15 protein-coding genes and 1 pseudogene are annotated in these 18061 nt (G+C 67.9%); 6 read left to right on the forward strand and 10 right to left on the reverse strand.

Annotated features, from left to right (window positions below; genetic code table 11):
* The first annotated feature begins 28 nt into the window (after positions 1–28).
* From ASF60_RS08190 to ASF60_RS08200, 3 genes are all read left to right on the forward strand, one after another.
* A complete protein-coding gene (locus ASF60_RS08190; RefSeq protein WP_056183201.1) occupies positions 29–388 on the forward strand; it encodes a metalloregulator ArsR/SmtB family transcription factor in 360 nt (119 codons plus the stop codon).
* A 140-nt stretch (positions 389–528) separates the two neighbouring features.
* Positions 529–1110 (forward strand): SCO family protein, encoded by a 582-nt coding sequence (locus tag ASF60_RS08195; RefSeq protein ID WP_056183204.1) that lies wholly within the window; start codon positions 529–531, stop codon positions 1108–1110.
* A gap of 68 nt (positions 1111–1178) precedes the next feature.
* Positions 1179–2063: a dihydrodipicolinate synthase family protein gene (locus ASF60_RS08200; RefSeq protein WP_056183207.1), complete on the forward strand. Its 885-nt coding sequence runs from the start codon at positions 1179–1181 to the stop codon at positions 2061–2063.
* Between the two features lie 12 nt (positions 2064–2075).
* Here the strand turns inward: ASF60_RS08200 and ASF60_RS08205 are convergent, their stop codons facing one another.
* Positions 2076–3938, reverse strand: a complete 1863-nt coding sequence (locus tag ASF60_RS08205; RefSeq protein ID WP_338011501.1) for a glycosyltransferase family 2 protein — start codon at positions 3936–3938, stop codon at positions 2076–2078.
* 147 nt (positions 3939–4085) lie between these two features.
* Between ASF60_RS08205 and ASF60_RS08210 the strand changes: the two genes are divergently transcribed.
* Positions 4086–4904, forward strand: a complete 819-nt coding sequence (locus tag ASF60_RS08210; RefSeq protein ID WP_443136745.1) for a transporter substrate-binding domain-containing protein — start codon at positions 4086–4088, stop codon at positions 4902–4904.
* Here ASF60_RS08210 and ASF60_RS08215 read toward each other — a convergent pair.
* Positions 4901–5740 carry a LytTR family DNA-binding domain-containing protein gene (locus ASF60_RS08215; protein WP_200940934.1) on the reverse strand — a complete coding sequence of 280 codons (840 nt, stop codon included), beginning with the start codon at positions 5738–5740 and terminating at the stop codon, positions 4901–4903. The genes ASF60_RS08210 and ASF60_RS08215 overlap by 4 nt on opposite strands.
* 137 nt (positions 5741–5877) lie before the next feature.
* Here ASF60_RS08215 and ASF60_RS08220 point away from each other — a divergent pair, with 137 nt between their 5' ends.
* Positions 5878–6900, forward strand: a complete 1023-nt coding sequence (locus tag ASF60_RS08220; protein WP_056183213.1) for an alpha/beta hydrolase family protein — start codon at positions 5878–5880, stop codon at positions 6898–6900.
* A 243-nt stretch (positions 6901–7143) separates the two neighbouring features.
* Here the strand turns inward: ASF60_RS08220 and ASF60_RS08225 are convergent, their stop codons facing one another.
* A complete protein-coding gene (locus ASF60_RS08225) occupies positions 7144–8265 on the reverse strand; it encodes an MFS transporter (protein WP_244478370.1) in 1122 nt (373 codons plus the stop codon).
* A 406-nt stretch (positions 8266–8671) separates the two neighbouring features.
* On the opposite strand from ASF60_RS08225, the gene ASF60_RS08230 reads away from it, so the two are divergent.
* A complete protein-coding gene (locus tag ASF60_RS08230; protein ID WP_056183219.1) occupies positions 8672–10345 on the forward strand; it encodes a lysine--tRNA ligase in 1674 nt (557 codons plus the stop codon).
* Positions 10346–10655: 310 nt separating this feature from the next.
* Here the strand turns inward: ASF60_RS08230 and ASF60_RS08235 are convergent, their stop codons facing one another.
* The 7 genes and pseudogenes from ASF60_RS08235 to ASF60_RS08265 all read right to left on the reverse strand — a co-directional run.
* On the reverse strand, positions 10656–11519 hold the full coding sequence (locus ASF60_RS08235) for an SDR family NAD(P)-dependent oxidoreductase (protein WP_056183222.1): 864 nt from the start codon (positions 11517–11519) through the stop codon (positions 10656–10658).
* A 13-nt stretch (positions 11520–11532) separates the two neighbouring features.
* On the reverse strand, positions 11533–11712 hold the full coding sequence (locus ASF60_RS08240) for a DUF1328 domain-containing protein (RefSeq protein ID WP_056183226.1): 180 nt from the start codon (positions 11710–11712) through the stop codon (positions 11533–11535).
* A 74-nt stretch (positions 11713–11786) separates the two neighbouring features.
* Positions 11787–13106, reverse strand: a complete 1320-nt coding sequence (locus ASF60_RS08245; RefSeq protein WP_056183285.1) for a chloride channel protein — start codon at positions 13104–13106, stop codon at positions 11787–11789.
* Between the two features lie 157 nt (positions 13107–13263).
* Positions 13264–14724, reverse strand: coding sequence for a deoxyribodipyrimidine photo-lyase (locus ASF60_RS08250; RefSeq protein WP_082507817.1), 1461 nt, complete (start codon positions 14722–14724; stop codon positions 13264–13266).
* A 418-nt stretch (positions 14725–15142) separates the two neighbouring features.
* Positions 15143–16255, reverse strand: a complete 1113-nt coding sequence (locus ASF60_RS08255; RefSeq protein ID WP_056183229.1) for a TRAP transporter substrate-binding protein — start codon at positions 16253–16255, stop codon at positions 15143–15145.
* Positions 16256–16465: 210 nt separating this feature from the next.
* A complete protein-coding gene (locus tag ASF60_RS08260; RefSeq protein WP_244477060.1) occupies positions 16466–17524 on the reverse strand; it encodes a branched-chain amino acid ABC transporter substrate-binding protein in 1059 nt (352 codons plus the stop codon).
* Positions 17525–17811: 287 nt separating this feature from the next.
* A pseudogene (locus ASF60_RS08265) lies at positions 17812–18061 on the reverse strand (polysaccharide biosynthesis/export family protein); the annotation flags it as partial.

Here is an 18061-nt window from a genome sequence, read left to right on the forward strand (position 1 = left end):
CGGTGCGCTTTCAGCCCTCTGAGAAACCATGCAGCGCGTCTTCGAAGCCCTGTCCTCCTCCGTGCGACGGCAGATCCTCGCTTATCTCGCCCATACCGAGCTCAGCGCGGGGGAAATCGCCGGGCGCTTCTCCATGTCGAAGCCCTCGATCTCGCAGCACCTCTCGGTGCTCGAATCGGCAGGGCTGATCGTGGGTGAGAAGCGCGGGCAGTTCGTGTTCTACCGGCAAGTTGAGGACAGCCTTCTCAACACGCTCAACGGCTTCGTGCAGGAGGCCTGTCCGATCGCCCGCCCGATCCGGCGGGAGAGCGCGACCCTGGCCGAGAGTCGGGCCGCAGAAAGTCGGATCAAGACGAAGCCCGGCGCGGACGAGCCGCCGCCGGGCTGAGGAGTCGGTTGAGGGTTCCGGCGTCTTGGCGGTGCCGTGTCGGCGCTGTCCCGGCACCAACCGGCGACGGTTTAGCGGATTGCCCGGGGGCAGCGCCTGTGGTCTGAAGCCGCCATCTCCCTCGACTGCAAGGCCGTCCCATGCGTCGCACGCTCCTGCCCCTCCTCGCCTTCGTGGTCGGCCTCGTGGGGCTCTGCGTCGCTGCCTTCGTGGTCTTGGCGCCGCGGACCCAGGAGGCCGGGACGAGCAGCGTCGGCGGCCCCTTCACCCTGACCAACCAGGACGGGCAGCGCGTCACAGAGCGTGACTATGCGGGCCGGACGCACCTCGTGTTCTTCGGCTTCACCCACTGTCCGGACGTGTGCCCGACGACGCTGCAGCAGATCGGCGACGTGCTCCAGGCCCTCGGGCCGAAGGGGAAGGACACCCGCGCCCTGTTCATCGCCGTCGACCCCGAGCGCGATACCCCGGAGGCCCTGAAGACCTACCTGGCGAGCTTCGATCCGCGCATCGTCGGCCTGACCGGCTCGCCCGAGGAGGTGAACGCGGCGGTGAAGGCCTACCGGGCCTATGTCCGCAAGGTGCCGACCAAGGATGGCGACTACACCATGGAGCACACCGCCCTCGTCTACGTGATGAATGGCCAGAACCGCTTCCTTAACGCCCTCAATCTCGCCCGCCCACCCCAGGAGGCGGCGGCCGAACTCGCCAAGATGCTGTGAGCGCCTTGGCCTCACGCTGACGCGGAACGGCGCACGCGCCGGCCTTCTCTCTCTGCCCCGGAGCGACCATGACCGTCCTGTCGGCCTTCCCGATCACCCCCTCGAACGCCGATGGCCAAGTCGACCTCGGTGCCCTGCGGACCATCCTGCAGCCCCTGGTGGAGGCGGGCGTCGGCTCGATCGGCCTTCTCGGCAGCACCGGCACCTATCCCTTCCTGGCGCGCCACCAGCGCCGCCGGGCCGTGGAGGCTGCCGTCGAGGCGGTGGCGGGCCGGGTGCCGGTCCTCGTCGGGGTCGGCGCCCTGCGCACCGACGAGGCGGTGCGGATGGCCCAGGACGCGAAGGGCGCCGGAGCCCAGGCCGGCCTCCTCGCGGCCATGTCCTATACGCCCCTGACCGAGGACGAGGTCTTCGAGCATTGTGCGACCGTGGCGCGGGAGTCCGGCCTGCCGCTCTGCCTCTACGACAATCCGGGTACCACCCATTTCCGGTTCACCCCGGAACTCGTCGGCCGCCTCGCCCGTGTTCCGGGCATCGTCGCGGTGAAGAGCCCGTCCCCCGAGCCGGAAGCCGCGGCGGAACACGTTCGGGTGCTGCGCGCCGCGGTGCCGGCCGAATTCACCCTCGGTTACAGCGGCGACTGGAACGCGGTCGAGGCGCTGCTGGCAGGGGGCGAGGCCTGGTACAGCGTCTTTGCCGGGCTGTTCCCGAGGTCCGCTCTGGCGATCACTCGCGCGGTCGAGGTCGGGGATGCGGCCGAGGCGCGACGCCTCAACGCCCGGCTGGCACCGCTCTGGGAGCTGTTCCGGACGTTTTCGAGCCTGCGGGTCGCTTATGCCTGTGCCGATCTTCTCGGACTCTGCCGAGCGGAGCCGCCGCGCCCGATCCTCCCCGTGACCGAGGAGGTCCGGCGGCGGATCGCGGACACGCTGGCGACCCTCGAGCTGAGCTGACCGCGCTCCTCTTCAACGCGGATGCAGGGCACCGGAGCGGGAGGTGCGGGCGAGGCCGTGCTCGGTCTTGTTCCAGCGATTCGGCGCGCGGATGAGTTCGATCAGGCCCGCCCAGGCGGCGAGGCTGACGAGCAGGAAGTACACCGGCATCCAGGGCACGACCGCCAGGAGGTCGAACCACTCGCGCCGGACGCAGCCGAGGGCGGCGGGCAGCAGCATGGCCAGCAATCCGGCGATGAACAGCGTGACCGACGCCCCGGCGGGAAGGTTCGCCCAGAAGCCGCCTGGCGCCGGGAATCCGCTCCATACGAACAGCGCGAAGTCGTAGGCGGCCCGGCCCATGAGGAACGGATAGACCAGACCGGAGATCACGGTTCCGGGAACCAGCGCGATGGCGCCGAGGGTACCGAGGATGCCGAGCTGGCGGGCCGTGTCGCGCGGCGCCCGCGCATGGGTGAGGCTGGTCTGCAGGAAGCCCTTCATCCAGCGGGTGCGCTGGTGCAGCCAGGGCCGGAATGCCCGAGGCGCCTCCTCCAGCGTATCGCTGGGCAGGTCCGCCACGTGGTAGCCTGCCCGGGCGAGGCGGATTCCGAGATCGGCATCCTCGGTGACGTTCCACGCATCCCAGCCGTGCAGACTTCGGAGAATGTCGGTCCGGAAATGGGTCGAGGTGCCTCCGAGCGGAATCGGAATGCACCAGGAGGCGAGGGCCGGAATCAGGACGTCGAACAGCGCCGCATACTCGATGGCGAAGCACTGGGTGAGGCGGCCGTCATCCATGTTGTCGATGACGAGGCGGCCCTGCAGGCAGGCGACCTTGTGGGACGCCTGGGCGAAGCGGGCCGCCGCGGCACGGAGCTGATTCGGATCGGGAACATCCTCTGCGTCGTAAACCACCAGGCAGGCTCCGCGCGCCAGCGGAAGAGCGGCGTTGAGGGCACGCGGCTTGGTGCGGGGCAGTCCCCCCGGCACCCGGATGATCTCGAACCGGGCCGGCAGCGCGGCCGCCGCCAGGGCGTCGCCGGTCTCCGTGTCGTCGGCCTCGATCACGAGCTTGATGTCGAGCTTCGCCACCGGATAATCGAACCGCGCCAGGGCTGCGACGAGGCGCGGCACAACCCGCGCTTCGCGATGGAGCGCCACCAGCACGGTGTAGACCGGCAATGCCGTATCCGGCAGCCGCGCCTCGGGGACCGGATCGGGCTCGACGGCGGCGGCGGCGATGCGGAACGTCACCATGACGAGAAAGCCGAGCTGCACCACGGTCCAGGTGCCGATCAGGATCGCGCCGGGGATGAACTCGGCTCCGAGATACGCCGCCCCGAACATCAGCCCCACGAGGGCGAGGCGCGGCCCCTGCGTCTCGGACTCGAAGGCCCAGTCGGGGCGATGCCGCTGGAGGCTGTCGGCGGCGTAGGTCGCGATCCCGGCAGGGTTGGCGGCAAAGACTGCATCGCGCAGGGCACGCGGCGTCGTGATGGCATAGCCTTCGCCGCTGGCGGTGCCATCGCATAGGAGCGCCGCGATGGCGGGTCCGCGCGGCGCGCGCACGAAGGCCGCCGGCCCTGGCCGCGCCAGGGGGGCGAGGCCAGCCACGAGGCTGTCGGGATAGCAGGTCCCATCCCCGAGCCGCAGGAGGTCGCCGACGAGGAACGGAACGCCGAGGGCCAGGGCGAGTCGGCGGTAATAGGTCTCCTCGCCGATCAGCTCCGCGTGGATCAGCGCGGTGGCGGCGTCGGTGCCGCAGGCCCGAGCCAGGGCGGCGGCCTCGGCCAGGCGTTCCGGGTCAAATCCCTGCCGGGCCAGGAACGCGATCTCCGGCGGAAGCGCAGCATTCCCGCCGCTGGGAGCGCTGAAGCCGAGCAGCGACACCACGCGCGACCTCCCGAGAGCCCGAGGATGTGCTAGGGAGACGCGGTGAGCCAGACCGCATCCACGCACAACCCGTGCGCCACATTTACAACTTCCGCGCGCGATGACCGGAAGGCAAGGCGTCGGCGGAGCCGAGTCACTGCTTTCATCCTGGGTGCAGCGCTGATCTGCGGCGGGGACGCCCCGACCGCACGAGCCGACGGCGTCACGATCCCGAACTTCTGGAACCCGCGCTCACGCCAGGAACGGATGGAATCCCAGCCGGGTACGCGCACGGTCCGCTTCCTCACCGACGACGACTTCCCGCCGCTGCATTTCGCCGGACCGGACGGCACTCCCACCGGCTTCGTCGTGGAACTCGCCCGGGCCGTCTGCGAGCGGCTCGCGATGTCCTGCACGGTCCAGGCCCGCCGCTTCGACACCCTCCTCGACGCCCTGGCCGACCGGCAGGGGGACGTCGTCGCCGCCGCGATCCCACTGACTCCGACCCTGCGCGCGCGCTTCCTTGCCACCCGTCCGTACTTCCGCTGGCCGGCCCGCTTCGTCGCGCGCACCGACAAGGGCCTGCCGGTTCCCTCCGCCGCGGCCCTCGCCGAGAAGAGCGTCGGCGTGGTCGGCGGCAGCGCACACGCGGCCTACCTGACGGCCTTCTTCCCCAAGGCGGTCGCGAAGCCCTTCACCGACCTCGCCACCGCCGAGGCGGCTCTGCGTCGGGGCGAGGTCGACTACGTTTTCGCCGATGGGCTCAACCTCGCCCTCTGGATCGGCGGCGTCGAAGCCGCGGGCTGCTGCGCCTTCCTAGGCGGCGACTACCTGGAGAACCGCTATTTCGGCGAGGGCATCGGCCTCGTCACCCGCTCCGACGACCCCGTCCTGTCCCGGGCGCTGGATGACGCGCTCCAGCGACTGTGGGACGAAGGCAAGTATGCGGAGCTGTATCTGCGGTTCTTCCCGGTGAGCCCGTTCTAGAGAGGGGTGGACCTCCCACCCCCAACGTCTTTCTCGGACGCTGCGCGAATTCGGGTCGGATCATTCCTCGATAGCCAACCCGCGTCCTTGAGATGAATCACGGCGGAGCGGGCGACGGGGGCAACAACACCGTTTGAGAGATGCAGTCGCATCGCCCGTGAGGTGCCCTCGATGGACACGACGGCGTCACGTGCCACCCACCACGAACGGTGAATCCGCAACCCGGGGATGTCGACACTCTCCATGGCGCGGGTCAGCGGCATCAGGACCAGATCCGAACCCTGAGGCGTGTGGACGCGGACATAATGATCCTCCATCTGCAAGGCCAGAACGTTGCCCGCCAGGAGGCGGCGGGGCGGAGCAACGATGGACGGATCCCCTGGAGAAGTGGTCTCGGATGGCCCGATACGGCGCCGATATGCGCTTTCGGCTATCCCCATCGCGATCAGCCCGAATGCGCTGACCTGTGCGAACCATAGGGACCAGGGCAGTTCCAGCATCTTCAGGTCGGGCCATAACCAGAATGCCAACGCGCGGGTGATCGCTGTTTCTGCAATGCCGGCGAGCAACGTCACGATGAGGAGAACGGGCCATCTGTAGCGACGCTCCGGCGGCGCAAGGAGTCCGACAGCCGCGAAGGCCGCGCCGTAGAGAACAAAGCCGATCAGCATCGCTGCGATCCAATAGGCAGCCCGCGCGATCAATCCAGGGTTGAGATAAGTACCAAAGGGACCGAGCACGGCGAGCAGGGCACCCGCACCGGCAGCGACGCCAACACCCTTCAGCAGCCGTGCGTGCGGCAGGCTCATCGCGCCGAGAAAGACGGGACCAGTCATGAGAACCTCCAGCCCGATGCAGTCGTGGACCAAAGCCTGGACGCCCATCGGCGAACCCGCTGGCCTACTCGCGAAAACCGGCTTTGAGGACCGATCCTGACATCGTCACGGTGCGGTGCCCATACCGGAGTCCAACGATGCCACTGCACTTCATCCTGACTGCCCTCCTCGCCACCACCTCACTGCACTTTGCCCTGGCGGCCCTGATCGCCGGCGCCACCTTGATATCCTCCGCCCGCGCCCAAGGGACTGGAGCCGGCTTTGAACGTCAGGTCTCTAGCGACGGCGTCGAGATTGGCATCTGGTATCCTGCGGCCGGCCGGGACTCGCCCCAGCGGCTCGGCCTCTTCACCCACGAGGTGGTCCAGGGAAGCTCCCCACTCCCGGGTCCTTATCCGATGATCGTCATGTCGCACGGAACGGGAGGTGACTTCACGGGTCACGCCGACACCGCGGTGGCGCTGGCACGTGCCGGCTTCATCGTTGCAGCCCTCACGCATCCCGGCGACAACTGGCGGGATAACAGTCGCGCCACGCACATCGAAGAACGCCCAAGGGCACTCAGCCGCCTGATTACCTACATGCTCGCGGACTGGCCGGGCCATGCCGGCATCGATCCCGAAAGGATCGGTGCATTCGGCTTTTCCTCGGGCGGGTTCACGGTTCTGGCCGCTGTCGGCGGTCGCCCCGATCTCACGCGCTTGACGGAGCATTGCGCAGCCAATCCCACCTTCTTCGACTGCAACCTGGTTAAGGCTCAACCGCACGTCTCAATTGGGGCATGGCCCGACATGCGGGATCCGAGGATCAAGGCAATTGTGATTGCGGCACCGGCATTGGGTTTTACCTTCGATCGCGCAGGTGCCGCCGCAATCCGGATTCCCGTGCAGCTGTGGCGAGCGGACGACGATACAATCCTGCCGCCACGCATTTATGCGGATGCGGTACGCGCCGCACTGCCCATTCCGCCTGAGTTTCACGCTGTCCCGGGCGCCGGCCACTTCGATTTTCTGGCGCCTTGCACCGTCCCCTCCGTGATGCCGATGATCTGCAGCAGCCGGCCCGCCTTCGATCGGGCTGCATTCCACCGCGGGTTCAACACGAACGTGGTTCGATTTTTTCGGCGGACCATCGGCATCGATGCAGGGAGCGCCCCTTAGCGCCAGATTCTGATTGAGCGGGATCGTTTCCTGTTCCAGGCAGCATAAGCCTCCAGGACATCGAAGAACGCTGACGAGACCCGTCACTCCCATTGCGCATTCCTGCGGGCAGGGCCGGCGGTCAGATCACCACGATTGTCTTCGACACCCCCTATCGAGGCTGCAAGCCGGGATTCAGCGTGGTCAGGATGCCAATCGCCGCGAAGGCCGATTGCAATACTCTTCGCGCCTCGTCCGTGAGCCTCAGTCGCGCAGCCGCCCCGCCCCGGACGCGACGCCGAGGAGGAGGACGGCTACCGCGAGGAAAGCCCAGGTCAGGCTGGTCGCGTGGGCCAGGATTCCGATGGCGGCCGGGCCGGCGAGCACGCCGGCATAGCCCAGGGTGGTCACAGCGGGAATCGCCAGGGCGGCGGGCATCGAGGCTTGCCGCCCGGCGGCGGTGAACAGCACCGGCACGATGTTGGCGCACCCCGCCCCCACTAGGACATAGCCCAGGAGCGTCACCGGCCAGAGCGGCACGGTCGTCACCAGGACGAGCCCGGCGGCTGCCAGCAGGGCGCCCAGGACCACGATTCGGCGGCGGCCGAGCCGGTGCACGAGACCGTCGCCGGTAAGCCGGCCGAGGGTCATGGTCAACGAGAAGGCCGCGTAGCCGAGGCCGGCCTGGGCTGGCGCAAGGCCCCGCTCCTGGATCAGGAAGATGCCGCTCCAGTCCAAGGCCGACCCCTCCGTGAGAAAGACCACGAAGCACAGGAGGCCGATCACCAGCACCTGGCCGCGCGGCACCGCGAAGGCCGGGCCGCGTGATCCGCCTTCGCTGGGCAGAAGTCCCGGCAGGGCGGCAAGGAAGGCAACCGCGATGCCGGCGACCACCGCCAGAGTCGCGGCCGGCGGTGTCAGGCCGAGGCTCAAGAGGGCGCCGAAGCCGGCGGCGCCCACGATGCAGCCGAGGCTGTAGAGCCCGTGGAAGCCCGACATCATCGGCCGCCCGGCGCGGCGCTCCACCACCACCGCTTGAAGATTCATCAGGCAATCGAGCAGGCCGAGCCCGATCCCGAGCCCAATCAAGGCGACGGCGAGGACCGCGAGATCGGTGGCGCGGGACAACGCCAACAGCGCCGAACCGGTGGTGACGACGGCGAGCGTCAGAACCGGGCGGACACCGAAGCTTTGTGCGAGAGCGCCCGCCATCGGCATCGTGGCGAGGGAGCCGATGCCGAGACAGAGGAGAAGCAGCCCGAGGGTCGCGTCGTCCAGGCCGGCCCCGGCCTTCACGAGGGGGACCAGAGGCGCCCAGGCCGCAACCCCGAACCCCACGATGAGGAACAGCAGGCGCGTGGCACGAATTTCGGGGGCGCCGTTCATCCGCATATGCGGACGGGCGATCGCGGATCGGGGGTTCGACGTCATAAAGCCTTGGGGGCTGGGCAGCCTGAGCGCATCGTGATGCGAGACGACGTTTCGCAGGTCGACGCGGCAAAGGTGTGAAGCCGACCCGCCGTCGAGACGGAGCCAGGATCGCCAAGATCGTTAGGCTCGTTAGGATCGTTAGGCTCGGCTACCGACGCAGATCCGCGACCAAGACCTGAGTCGCCCTGTGTCCGCCCGCGACGCGCGACATAGATGCGGCGAGGCTGAGTCGGATCGAAAGCGCCGGCCTCGGCGCGACCAGAACCCTGCGCGTCGCGAGACCACTCCGCGTTGACCCTCCGGGTCACCCTCCCTACGGTGCCGACCTTCCTGATCATCCTTGCAGAACTGACGCTGTCTCATGTCGTCCCCGTTCCACCTCGACCCGGATCTCATCGCGGCGGCGGCCACCGCCGCCGCCTGGCCCTTCGAGGAGGCGCGCAAGCTCGTGGCGCGGCTGGAGCGTCGTCCGAAATCCGAAATCCTGTTCGAGACCGGCTACGGGCCGTCGGGCCTGCCGCATATCGGCACCTTCGGCGAGGTGGCACGGACCTCCATGGTCCGGCACGCCTTCCGGGTGCTCACCCAGGACAGCGTACCGACGCGGCTGATCGCGTTTTCGGACGACATGGACGGCCTTCGCAAAGTGCCGGACAACGTGCCGAACAAGGAGATGCTGATCGGCGCCCTGAATCAGCCGCTGACCCGCGTGCCCGACCCGTTCGGCACTCATGACAGCTTCGGCGCACACAACAACGCCGAGTTGCGCCGCTTCCTCGACGCCTTCGGCTTCGACTATGAATTCCGCTCGGCGACCGAATGCTACAAGGCCGGTCTGTTCGATGCGGCGTTGATGACGGTGCTGGAGCGCTACGAGGCCGTGATGGCGATCATGTTGCCGTCGCTGCGGGCCGAACGCTCAGCGAGCTACTCCCCGTTCCTGCCCATCCACCCGGTGACGGGCGAGGTGATGCAGGTGGCCATCGACGAAGTGCGGGTGAACGCCGGCACCCTGGTGTGGCGTGACCCGAAGACGGGCGAGGCCTACGAGACCCCGGTGACCGGCGGGCATGCCAAGCTGCAGTGGAAGCCCGACTGGGCCATGCGCTGGATGGCGCTCGGCATCGACTACGAGATGGCCGGCAAGGACCTCATCGATTCGGTGAAGCTTTCGGGCGAGATCGCCCGAGCGCTGGGCGGCGAACCGCCGGAGGGCTTCAACTACGAGCTTTTCCTCGACAAGGACGGCAAGAAAATCTCGAAGTCGAAGGGCAACGGCCTCTCGATCGACGACTGGCTGGTCTACGGCACCGCCGACAGCCTTGCACTGTTCATGTACAACAAGCCCCGCGAGGCCAAGCGTCTGTTCGTGGAGATGATCCCACGTCAGGTCGACGACTACCTCGGCTTCCTGGAAAAGTATCCGGCCCAGGGGGCGGCCCAGAAGCTCGGCAACCCGGTTTGGCACCTGCATGGCGGCCATCCGCCAGCGGCCGAGGCCGTGGGCAAGGGCGGCGCCCTGAACTTCGCCATGCTGCTGAACCTCGCGGCGGTGGCCAACACCGAGGATCCGGCCGTGCTCTGGGGCTTCATCCGCCGCTACGACCCGGAGGTGGGCCCCGAGACCCACCCGGTGCTGAACCGACTCGTCGGCCATGCGCTCGCGTATTTCCGGGATCTGGTGCGACCGGCCAAGACCTACCGGGCCGCGACAGACGCGGAACGGGCCGCCCTGGAGGACCTCTCCGAGACGCTGGCCGCACATGGGGGTTCGGGTGATCCGGAGGGGCTGCAGGGGGTGGTCTACGAGGTCGGCCGCCGACATTTCCCCGACCTGTCGGGCAAGGCCAAGAGCCCGGATGGGCGCCCCGGCGTATCGCAGGCTTGGTTTAGCACGATCTATAACGTGCTGTTCGGAGAGGCACGCGGCCCACGCTTTGGCTCGTTCATCGCCCTCTACGGCGTCACCGAGACCCGGGCGTTGATCGCCACGGCGCTGACAGGAGCCTTCCTGCCCGAAGCACCGGCGGCTTGATGAACCGCCTTGCGCCGGCGCCCCCGGGCGCCTGCGCAGGATAATGTGTGCGGCATGACGTGCGCTTTCGCACAATTGTGCTTGTCTCCGCGGCATCCGAAGGATAAACCGCCATCGCCTGGACAGAAAAAAGGCCGCCCCGGTGAGGGAGCGGCCCGAAGTCTAGGGAGGAAACGCCCAAGAAGGGCACACCGCGGCGACGCCATCGCCGCGGTGCATGGCCACCACATGCCATCCCGCACCGCACCATGCAATTGTCTCCTTGAGGGAGCGGCTATGCGTGCAGTGCATGAAATCCGCATCCCTTGCGCTAACAGGTCGCTCCAGGGCCAATGTCCGACCGGCCGAGCTGGCTCAGGCTCATAGCCCAGACCCGTTCCTGCAACGCCACGTCCCGGCCCCGGGCGGAGGTCGCCACCGGTTGGCTGCGAACGAAGTAGAGCCCCGTCGTGTCCGCCGTCTCCGGTGCGGTCGCGACATGGATGGACGTCGCGGCTCCTGAAGCCGGATCGGCCATGAAAGGCCGGATCAGGCGCCAGCCGAGGCCGAACCAGCCGCCGGTCCCCGCGGCGAACCCGCTGGCGATGACGCCGGGATGCAGGGCGTTGCTGGTGACACCGGTCCCGGCCAGACGGCGCACGAGGGCGGCACTGAACAGCACATTGCCGAGCTTGGCTTGGGAATAGACCGTGATAGGGCTGTAGCCTTGGGTATGGCCGATGTCATCGAAGGCGATGCGACCGCGCCGATGCGCCGCCGAGGCGACATTGACGATGCGGGCCGGCGCACTGACCTTCAGAAGATCCAGAAGTTCGAGGCTGAGCTGCATGTAGGCGAGATGATCGAGCGCCCAGGTGCGCTCGATGCCATCTTCTGTCACGGCGTAGCGGTCGAAGATCGCACCGGCATTGTTCACGAGCACGTCGAGGCGCGGGTACCTTACCCGGACCTCCGCTGCGAGGCGACGGATCTCGGATTGGGACGAGAGGTCGGCCGTGAAGCCGTCGACCTCTCCACGCGATACCTCTTCGCGAAACCGCTTGATGGTCTCACGGACGCGCCCGGCGTCCCGGCCGACGATGCCGACCCGGTACCCAGCCCGGGCGAGGCCGAGCGCCGTTTCGGTGCCGATGCCGGAGGTGGCACCGGTGACGAGAGCGATCCGGTCCGGCATCGGCGCGTACGGACTAGAACACCGCCTGCCCGATGGCGAAGGCGACGATCACGATGATGATGGCCACCACCAGGAACAGACCGAACAGGATGCGGGCCAGGGAGCCGGCGCCCGAGGCAATGCCGGTGAAGCCGAGACCACCCGCGAGCAGGGAGATCACGAAACAGATGAGGGCCCATTTCAAAAGGGTCATGCGCAATACTCCAGCTCGCGAAACCGAGCGATAACCGCCCTGAGCCGCAAGCGTTCCGCCCAAGCTCGGCTGTTTTACGACGGCATCGGAGATGCGGGCGCGCTCGGGCGCCCCTCCGTGCCGTGCCGCTCGAGAAGGATGTGCGCCAGGGCGTGGTAGAGTCCCTCGCGGCAGACTGCCTTCGAGACCGCGTCGGCGATCAGAGCCGCCACCATGAGGGGGATCATCAGGGCATGGTCCTGGGTCATCTCGGTGACGATGACGAAGGCGGTGATCGGCGCCTGCAGAGCCCCGGTGAGGTAGGCGACCATGCCGATCAGGACGAGGGCAGCCACCGGCACCCCCGAGAACCACCCCTGGAAGGCGGCGCCGAGGCCGGCCCCGATGCTGAGGGAGGGGGCGAACAGCCCGCCGGGTATACCGCTGATCGCCGAGAACAGGGTCGCCAGGAACTTCAGCGGGGCGAAATCGACGTGGCTCGCCGCGGTGCCGTGCAGGAGGGCGCGGGCCTCCTCGTAGCCGGTGCCGTAGACCGCGCCGCCCGAGATGAGGCCGCACAGGGCGACTCCGAGGCCGCAGGCCGCCGCGAAGGCGATCGGGTGTCTGGCGATGGCCGCCCCAAGGCGTCCCGGCAGGCCGCGCGCGAACAGGATGACGATGCGGGCGAACCCACCGCCGGCAAGGCCGCCGAGAGCGCCGATCACCGGGATGGCGATCCAGCCCGGACTGAAGGGCAAGGCGGCGTCGGAGGTGCCGAAGTAGGTGTAGTTGCCGGTGAGCGCCATGGCGGTCAGCCCCGCCGCCACGATGGCGGCGACGATGAGTCCGCCGGTGCGCGCCTCGTAAGCCCGGCCGAGTTCCTCGATGCCGAAGACGATGCCGGCGAGCGGCGTGTTGAAGGCAGCCGCAACGCCGGCCGCGCCACCCGCCAGGATCAGGCCCGGAACCCGCTCCGGCGTCAGGTGACCGGCCGCCGCCATGATCGCGGCCCCGACCTGCACCGTCGGGCCCTCGCGCCCGGTGGAGGCACCGAACAGCAGCCCGAGGCTCATCACCACGATCTTGCCGATCGCGACCTTGAGCGAGACAAGGGAGCGGCGCAGGGCGACCTGCCGGGTCTGGCGCGCAGCGATCACCTGCGGGATGCCCGACCCCTGCGCGTTCGGAAACACGTCGCGGGCGAGCCAGGCACAGAGCGCGAAGCCGAGCGGGGTGAGGCCGAGGGCCACCAGCGGCGAGAGCGCCAGCACCTGCCGAAAGCCTCCCTGGGCCGCATCGGCCAGCCAGGCCATGAGCACCGCCGCCAGCCCGACGCCGACGCCGCCGGCAAGGAACAGCAGTCGATGGCGCCACACCCCGAAGGCGTCCTGCGTCGCGCCACGCAACCGCTGCATCCCGGGCAGGAGTTTGGCAGGCAGGACTTTGGCAGCCAGGACCTTGGCAGGCAGGACCTTTCCGCGAATGAGTTTGGCGCGCCGGAGCTTTGCGCGCCGGGGGGTCGGAATTCGGAGCATTCGGTCCCGGAAGTGAAACGAGGACGGACGGCGAGGCTCAGGACGAGCCCTTGGCGCGGCGAGCGGAGCGCTCAGGCAAGGGCTGTACCTTCGCGTGCTCGTCCTTTCCCTCCGCCTCCGCCCGACAGAGGGCCTCGACGGTCTTGAGATACGCCTTGGCGTCGAACTTCCGAAGAGAATTCTCGCTCTGGTATCGCACGGTCCCGAAGATCTTGCGGCGGGCCCAGGGCCGATCGTGCAGGCCGTAGACCCAGGCGACGTTGGTGAAGGAATTCGCGTCGCGGCCGTCGAGGAAGTAGCGGTTGTTGAGTCGCAATGTGCGGGCGAAGCCCTCCTCGGGTGAGGGCGACCATTCGAGGATCTTCTTGCCCCAATACATGCGCAGATGGTTGTGCATGTAGCCGGTCTCGCGCATCTCGGCCTGAGCCGCATTCCAGTAGACGTCGTGCGTTTTGCCCTCGGCGAGTTCCGTCTCGGTATAGGTCCTGGGACGCGGGTCAGCCGCGTGCTCGGCCAGCACCTTCCGGGCCCATTCGGGGACGGCGCGGGCATAGTCGTCGTAGCCCTCCGTATGATGGACGTGATTCATCGCCAGTTCGCGACGGACCACGACCTCCTCGACATAGGCCGTCTTGTCCTCTCGGCCGCCGGTCTTCGCCGCGCGCACCGCCAGCACGATCTCGACGGGTGAGATCTGCCCGAAATGCAGGTAGGGGCTCATGTGCGAGGCCGCCCCGGCTTCCGGGCGGTTGCGGTCGCTTCCGTACTGCGCGAACGGGCCGTCGAGATAGGCCGCGAGCCGCCGGCGGGCCTCGGTCTCGCCACCGGTGAAGCGGCGCACCGGACCCACCACGCGGTCGAGGCTCATGCCCGCCAGCACCGCGTCGGGATCGGCGATGTCGACCTCGGAACGGGGCAGACCCGCCCCGGCCCTGTGCTTCACCGTGCGGGCAGCGAGGGGCGCCACGTAGTCGTCGAGATGCTTGTGCAGCTTCGGGCGCAAGGTGCGGGCCGCGTATTCGTGCTTGCTCGAGACGACGTCCACGGGGACGACCACGTCACCCTCCACCTGTACGACTCGGGTCTCGACGGCGGCGGCGATCTCATCGTACCAGCGCTTCTGGATGGCGAGATAACCCCGGTCCAGAACCAGAACGGCCGCCTGCTTCGCGAGGCCAATGGCGATCGCGGCGGGCGAGGCCTTGCGCAGGCAGAAGCCGATGCCGCGTGCCTCGAAGCCCAAGGCCGCATCGGCGAGACCCTGGAGCAGGAAGGCGTAGTGCCGGGCATTGGCCTCGGGAAACCCATTGGCGCCGTCGAGCAGTCCGAAGCAGGCGAGCACGGGAAGACCGAGCCGGTTCCCCTCCTCGACGGCCCATTCCAGAGCCGGGTTGTGGTGGGCGCGGTTTGCCTGTTGCAGCAGATAGAGCACGTAGCGCCCGTCGCCGCGGGGCTCGACATCGTTGAGAATTCGAACCCGTCCCGCCTGTATCGCCATCGGCCGACACCCATTTCCGAATCATGCTGAAAGATCGAGCGCCAAGTTCATCCGGCGCCGGAGGCAGAAAGGCCCACTCGCGCGGAGGGCCGTTCTACGGAGAAGAACAGACGGAACGACGAAAGCTGAATTCGAACAACCTGTTATCGTGTCTTCACTTCAGATCGTACCCGATCCAGGAAGCGAGCATTTGCGGCTGCTCAGATGCGACATTTTGGATACAGAAATGGAGCAACCGATCGCGCCTCGCGAAAAGAGACACGAGTGCTGCCCTATTCACCTTGCAATTCTCCACAGGAGGATCAGATTGTGCATTGCGGGAACGCGATGGCGTCGCGGTCCCGCTGCCCTCCTTGGGCGTTTCCTCCCTAGACTTCGGGCCGCTCTTCGGAGCGGCCTTTTTTCTGTCGCGCCCCCGTCACCCACGGGCGCGCGCCCGGATCATGAAGTTGTCGTAGGTGTATTCCGCCACCTGGAACCAGAGATATTCCTCGTTCCGGAACACCTTCATTGCCTCGTAGATCCGCTTGAAGTCGGCATTCTTGGCGCCGATGTCGCCATAGACGTCGTTGGCGGCCTTCAGGGCTGCCTCCATCACGTCCTGGGGGAAGGGACGCAACTGCGCACCGCCGGCCACGAGGCGACGCAGGGCCCGCGGATTGCGCGCGTCGTACTTCGCCTGCACGTCGGCATAGACCTGGGCGGAGGCAGCCTGCAGGATGGCGCGGTACGCCTTCGGCAGTCCCTTCCACGCCTCGGCGTTGAACCAGAGGTGAAGCATCGACGCCCCTTCCCAGAAACCGGGATAATGGTAGGTCGGGGCCACCTTCTGCAGTCCGAGCTTCTCGTCATCGTAGGGTCCGATCCACTCGGCCGCATCGATCGTTTTGGCTTCCAGGGCGGCGTAGAGGTCCGACCCCGGCGTGGTCTGCGGCACGACACCGAGCTTGACCAACACTTGGCCGCCAAGCCCACCGATCCGCAGCTTCAGCCCCTGGAGATCCGCCAGCGTCTTCACCTCGCGGCGGAACCATCCGCCCATCTGCGCACCGGTGTTGCCGGCCGGCAGAGCCACCAGACCGTGCTTGGCGAAGATCTCGCCGAACAGGTCGGCGGCTCCACCCTGGAGCCACCAGGCGCCCTGGCCGCGCGCGTTGAGGCCGAAGGGCAGGGCGGTGGCGAGGGCGAAGGTCGGGTCCTTGGACGCCCCCAGGGTCGCCGACGCGTAGCCCATCTCGACCGTACCCGCGCTCACCGCGTCGAGGACCCCTTCGGCAGGTATGGGCTCGCCGGGCCCCGAGGGTTGGATCTGGAAGCGCCCGTCGGTGGCCTCGCTGACGAGCCGGGCCAGCATTTCCGTCGCACCGAACAAGATATCGAGATTCTTCTGAAACGCGCAGGCGAGACGCCAGCGCAGTTCCGGCGCAGCCTCGGCGCGCGCAGGCGCCCCCAGGAGGGATGCCGCGCCGCTAAGCCCTGCGGAGAGGAGAGCACGGCGCCCGGTGGAGGGACCTGCGGAGGATGGAGGCATGACGTCTCGCTGAAAGTTCTCGAATCGTCCCGTCGCGGCGCGTCCAGGCCGAGCGATGGCCTGAAGATTCGCCGTTCACGAACCGATGAAAGGCCGGAAACGATCCCGAAACGTCAGAATGTCAGTTCCCGCCGACCCAAATGGCATCCTCACAGGGACGTTTCGACGCCATCAATCACGCCAGCGGACACGAGCTGATGTCCGTGAACACTATTTGGCGTACGTGAAGGTGCCGTCGTTCCAGACGTAGAGGACGTATCCCTGGGCGGTGACGTCGCCCTTGCTGTCGAAACCGACCGAACCGAGGACGAGGTCGAAGCGCTCCACGTGCAGGGTGGCGGCGATCCGCTTCGAGTCGGTCGTGTGGGCAAAATTGCCGGCCGCCACGAGGGCCTGCAGCGCGGCGTAGCCATAGATCGTCGATCCCTCGGGCTCGACACCTTCGGCCTTGAAGGCCGCGACCACGGCAGCGGCCTCGGGCTTCCGGCGCGGGTCGAGATAGAAGGTCATCAGCACGCCGTTGCTCGCTGGCCCCGCGATGGTGGCGAATTCCTGGGTGGCGATGGCGGAAGTCCCGAACCATTGCGGCTTGAAGCCACGCTCGGCCGAAATCCGCACGAGACGCCCCATCTCGCGGGCATCCCCGCCGTAATACGCGACAGCGATCCCGGCCTCTTTCAGGCGATCGGCGAGGGCGGCATCATCGGCATCGCCCGCCGCGAAGGCAGTGGCGATGGCCTCGTTGATGCCGATGCGATTGAGGTTTTCCTTGGTGGCGGCGGCGAGGTTGCGCGAGCCGGGCGTCAGGTCGTTGAGAATGGCGATCTTCTTGTCGCGGAACCGCTCGGCGAGGACGGTGGCCGAGAGCTTGGCCTGATCGTCATCGCGCCCGCACACGCGGAAGATCGTCGGCAGACCCCGGTCGGTGAGCTTGGCGGCGACGGAGGCCGCGGTGATCATCAGCGTGCCGTTGGCGGCATAGACCTCAGAGGCGGCAAGCGACGCGTTCGAACAGACGTGGCCGACCACGAGGCGCACCCCCTGGGTGGCGTAGTGGTTGGCCACCGCCACGGCCTTGTTGGAGTCGCAGGCATCGTCCTGCACGTCGAGAACGATGGTCTGGCCATCAAGGCCGCCCTTGGCATTGGCATCGCGGGCCGCGGCCTGGACACCGCGCAGGACCTGTTCGCCGACCGCAACGTAGGCGCCGGAGCGCGGAACGGCGACGCCAATAACCACGTCGGCCCGGGCCGGGGTGGCTCCGACCATCGAGCCGGCGACGAGGAACAGGCTGCCAGCCAAGCCGCCCGCAAGCCCGAAGCGCCGGGCCGCGCGTCTGAACCTCATCCCGCCCCGTCTCACGCCTCGGTCGACCTCGCTGAAAGATAGAGGCGGATCGGCCTGCCGCCAAGGTTCGGCGTGCACCGGGTCCACGACCCGTTGCCTTCCGGCATCGAACCGGGCCTGTGCGACCCGTGCGCGATGCTGCACGAGAACGCAAGAGGGAGCTTCGGCGCGGGCGTCAGGCGGCGATGCCAGATGCCCGCAGCGCCACCTTACCGGGTGGTCGCGTAGAGGGAAGCGCCGGCCGAGACCGGCGCGGTGACGGTGGAGAAGACGGAGAGGACCTTCTGAACCTCGGTGAAGGGGGCGTTGGAGACGTAGACGAGATCGCGATTGCGCATGCGGAAGGCCTGGGTCAGGAACAGGCTGTTGGGGTCGCGCATGTTGATGCGGTAGACCACCGGCACCAGGGGCGTGCCCAGCAGCGGGCTGCCCGGCTTGAGGCGGCGCACCACCGCGGCC

It is taken from the genome of Methylobacterium sp. Leaf113 (assembly GCF_001423325.1).
Taxonomy (GTDB): Bacteria; Pseudomonadota; Alphaproteobacteria; order Rhizobiales; family Beijerinckiaceae; genus Methylobacterium.

What these genes read in the sequence shown, in the direction of transcription:
- ASF60_RS08190 (WP_056183201.1), top strand. Translation starts at nt 29, where the DNA reads ATGCAGCGCGTCTTCGAAGCCCTGTCCTCCTCCGTGCGACGGCAGATC.
- ASF60_RS08195 (WP_056183204.1), top strand. Translation starts at nt 529, where the DNA reads ATGCGTCGCACGCTCCTGCCCCTCCTCGCCTTCGTGGTCGGCCTCGTG.
- ASF60_RS08200 (WP_056183207.1), top strand. Translation starts at nt 1,179, where the DNA reads ATGACCGTCCTGTCGGCCTTCCCGATCACCCCCTCGAACGCCGATGGC.
- ASF60_RS08215 (WP_200940934.1), bottom strand. Translation starts at nt 5,740, where the DNA reads ATGACTGGTCCCGTCTTTCTCGGCGCGATGAGCCTGCCGCACGCACGG.
- ASF60_RS08220 (WP_056183213.1), top strand. Translation starts at nt 5,878, where the DNA reads ATGCCACTGCACTTCATCCTGACTGCCCTCCTCGCCACCACCTCACTG.
- ASF60_RS08225 (WP_244478370.1), bottom strand. Translation starts at nt 8,265, where the DNA reads ATGAACGGCGCCCCCGAAATTCGTGCCACGCGCCTGCTGTTCCTCATC.
- ASF60_RS08230 (WP_056183219.1), top strand. Translation starts at nt 8,672, where the DNA reads ATGTCGTCCCCGTTCCACCTCGACCCGGATCTCATCGCGGCGGCGGCC.
- ASF60_RS08235 (WP_056183222.1), bottom strand. Translation starts at nt 11,519, where the DNA reads ATGCCGGACCGGATCGCTCTCGTCACCGGTGCCACCTCCGGCATCGGC.
- ASF60_RS08240 (WP_056183226.1), bottom strand. Translation starts at nt 11,712, where the DNA reads ATGACCCTTTTGAAATGGGCCCTCATCTGTTTCGTGATCTCCCTGCTC.
- ASF60_RS08245 (WP_056183285.1), bottom strand. Translation starts at nt 13,106, where the DNA reads ATGCAGCGGTTGCGTGGCGCGACGCAGGACGCCTTCGGGGTGTGGCGC.
- ASF60_RS08250 (WP_082507817.1), bottom strand. Translation starts at nt 14,724, where the DNA reads ATGGCGATACAGGCGGGACGGGTTCGAATTCTCAACGATGTCGAGCCC.
- ASF60_RS08255 (WP_056183229.1), bottom strand. Translation starts at nt 16,255, where the DNA reads ATGCCTCCATCCTCCGCAGGTCCCTCCACCGGGCGCCGTGCTCTCCTC.
- ASF60_RS08260 (WP_244477060.1), bottom strand. Translation starts at nt 17,524, where the DNA reads ATGGTCGGAGCCACCCCGGCCCGGGCCGACGTGGTTATTGGCGTCGCC.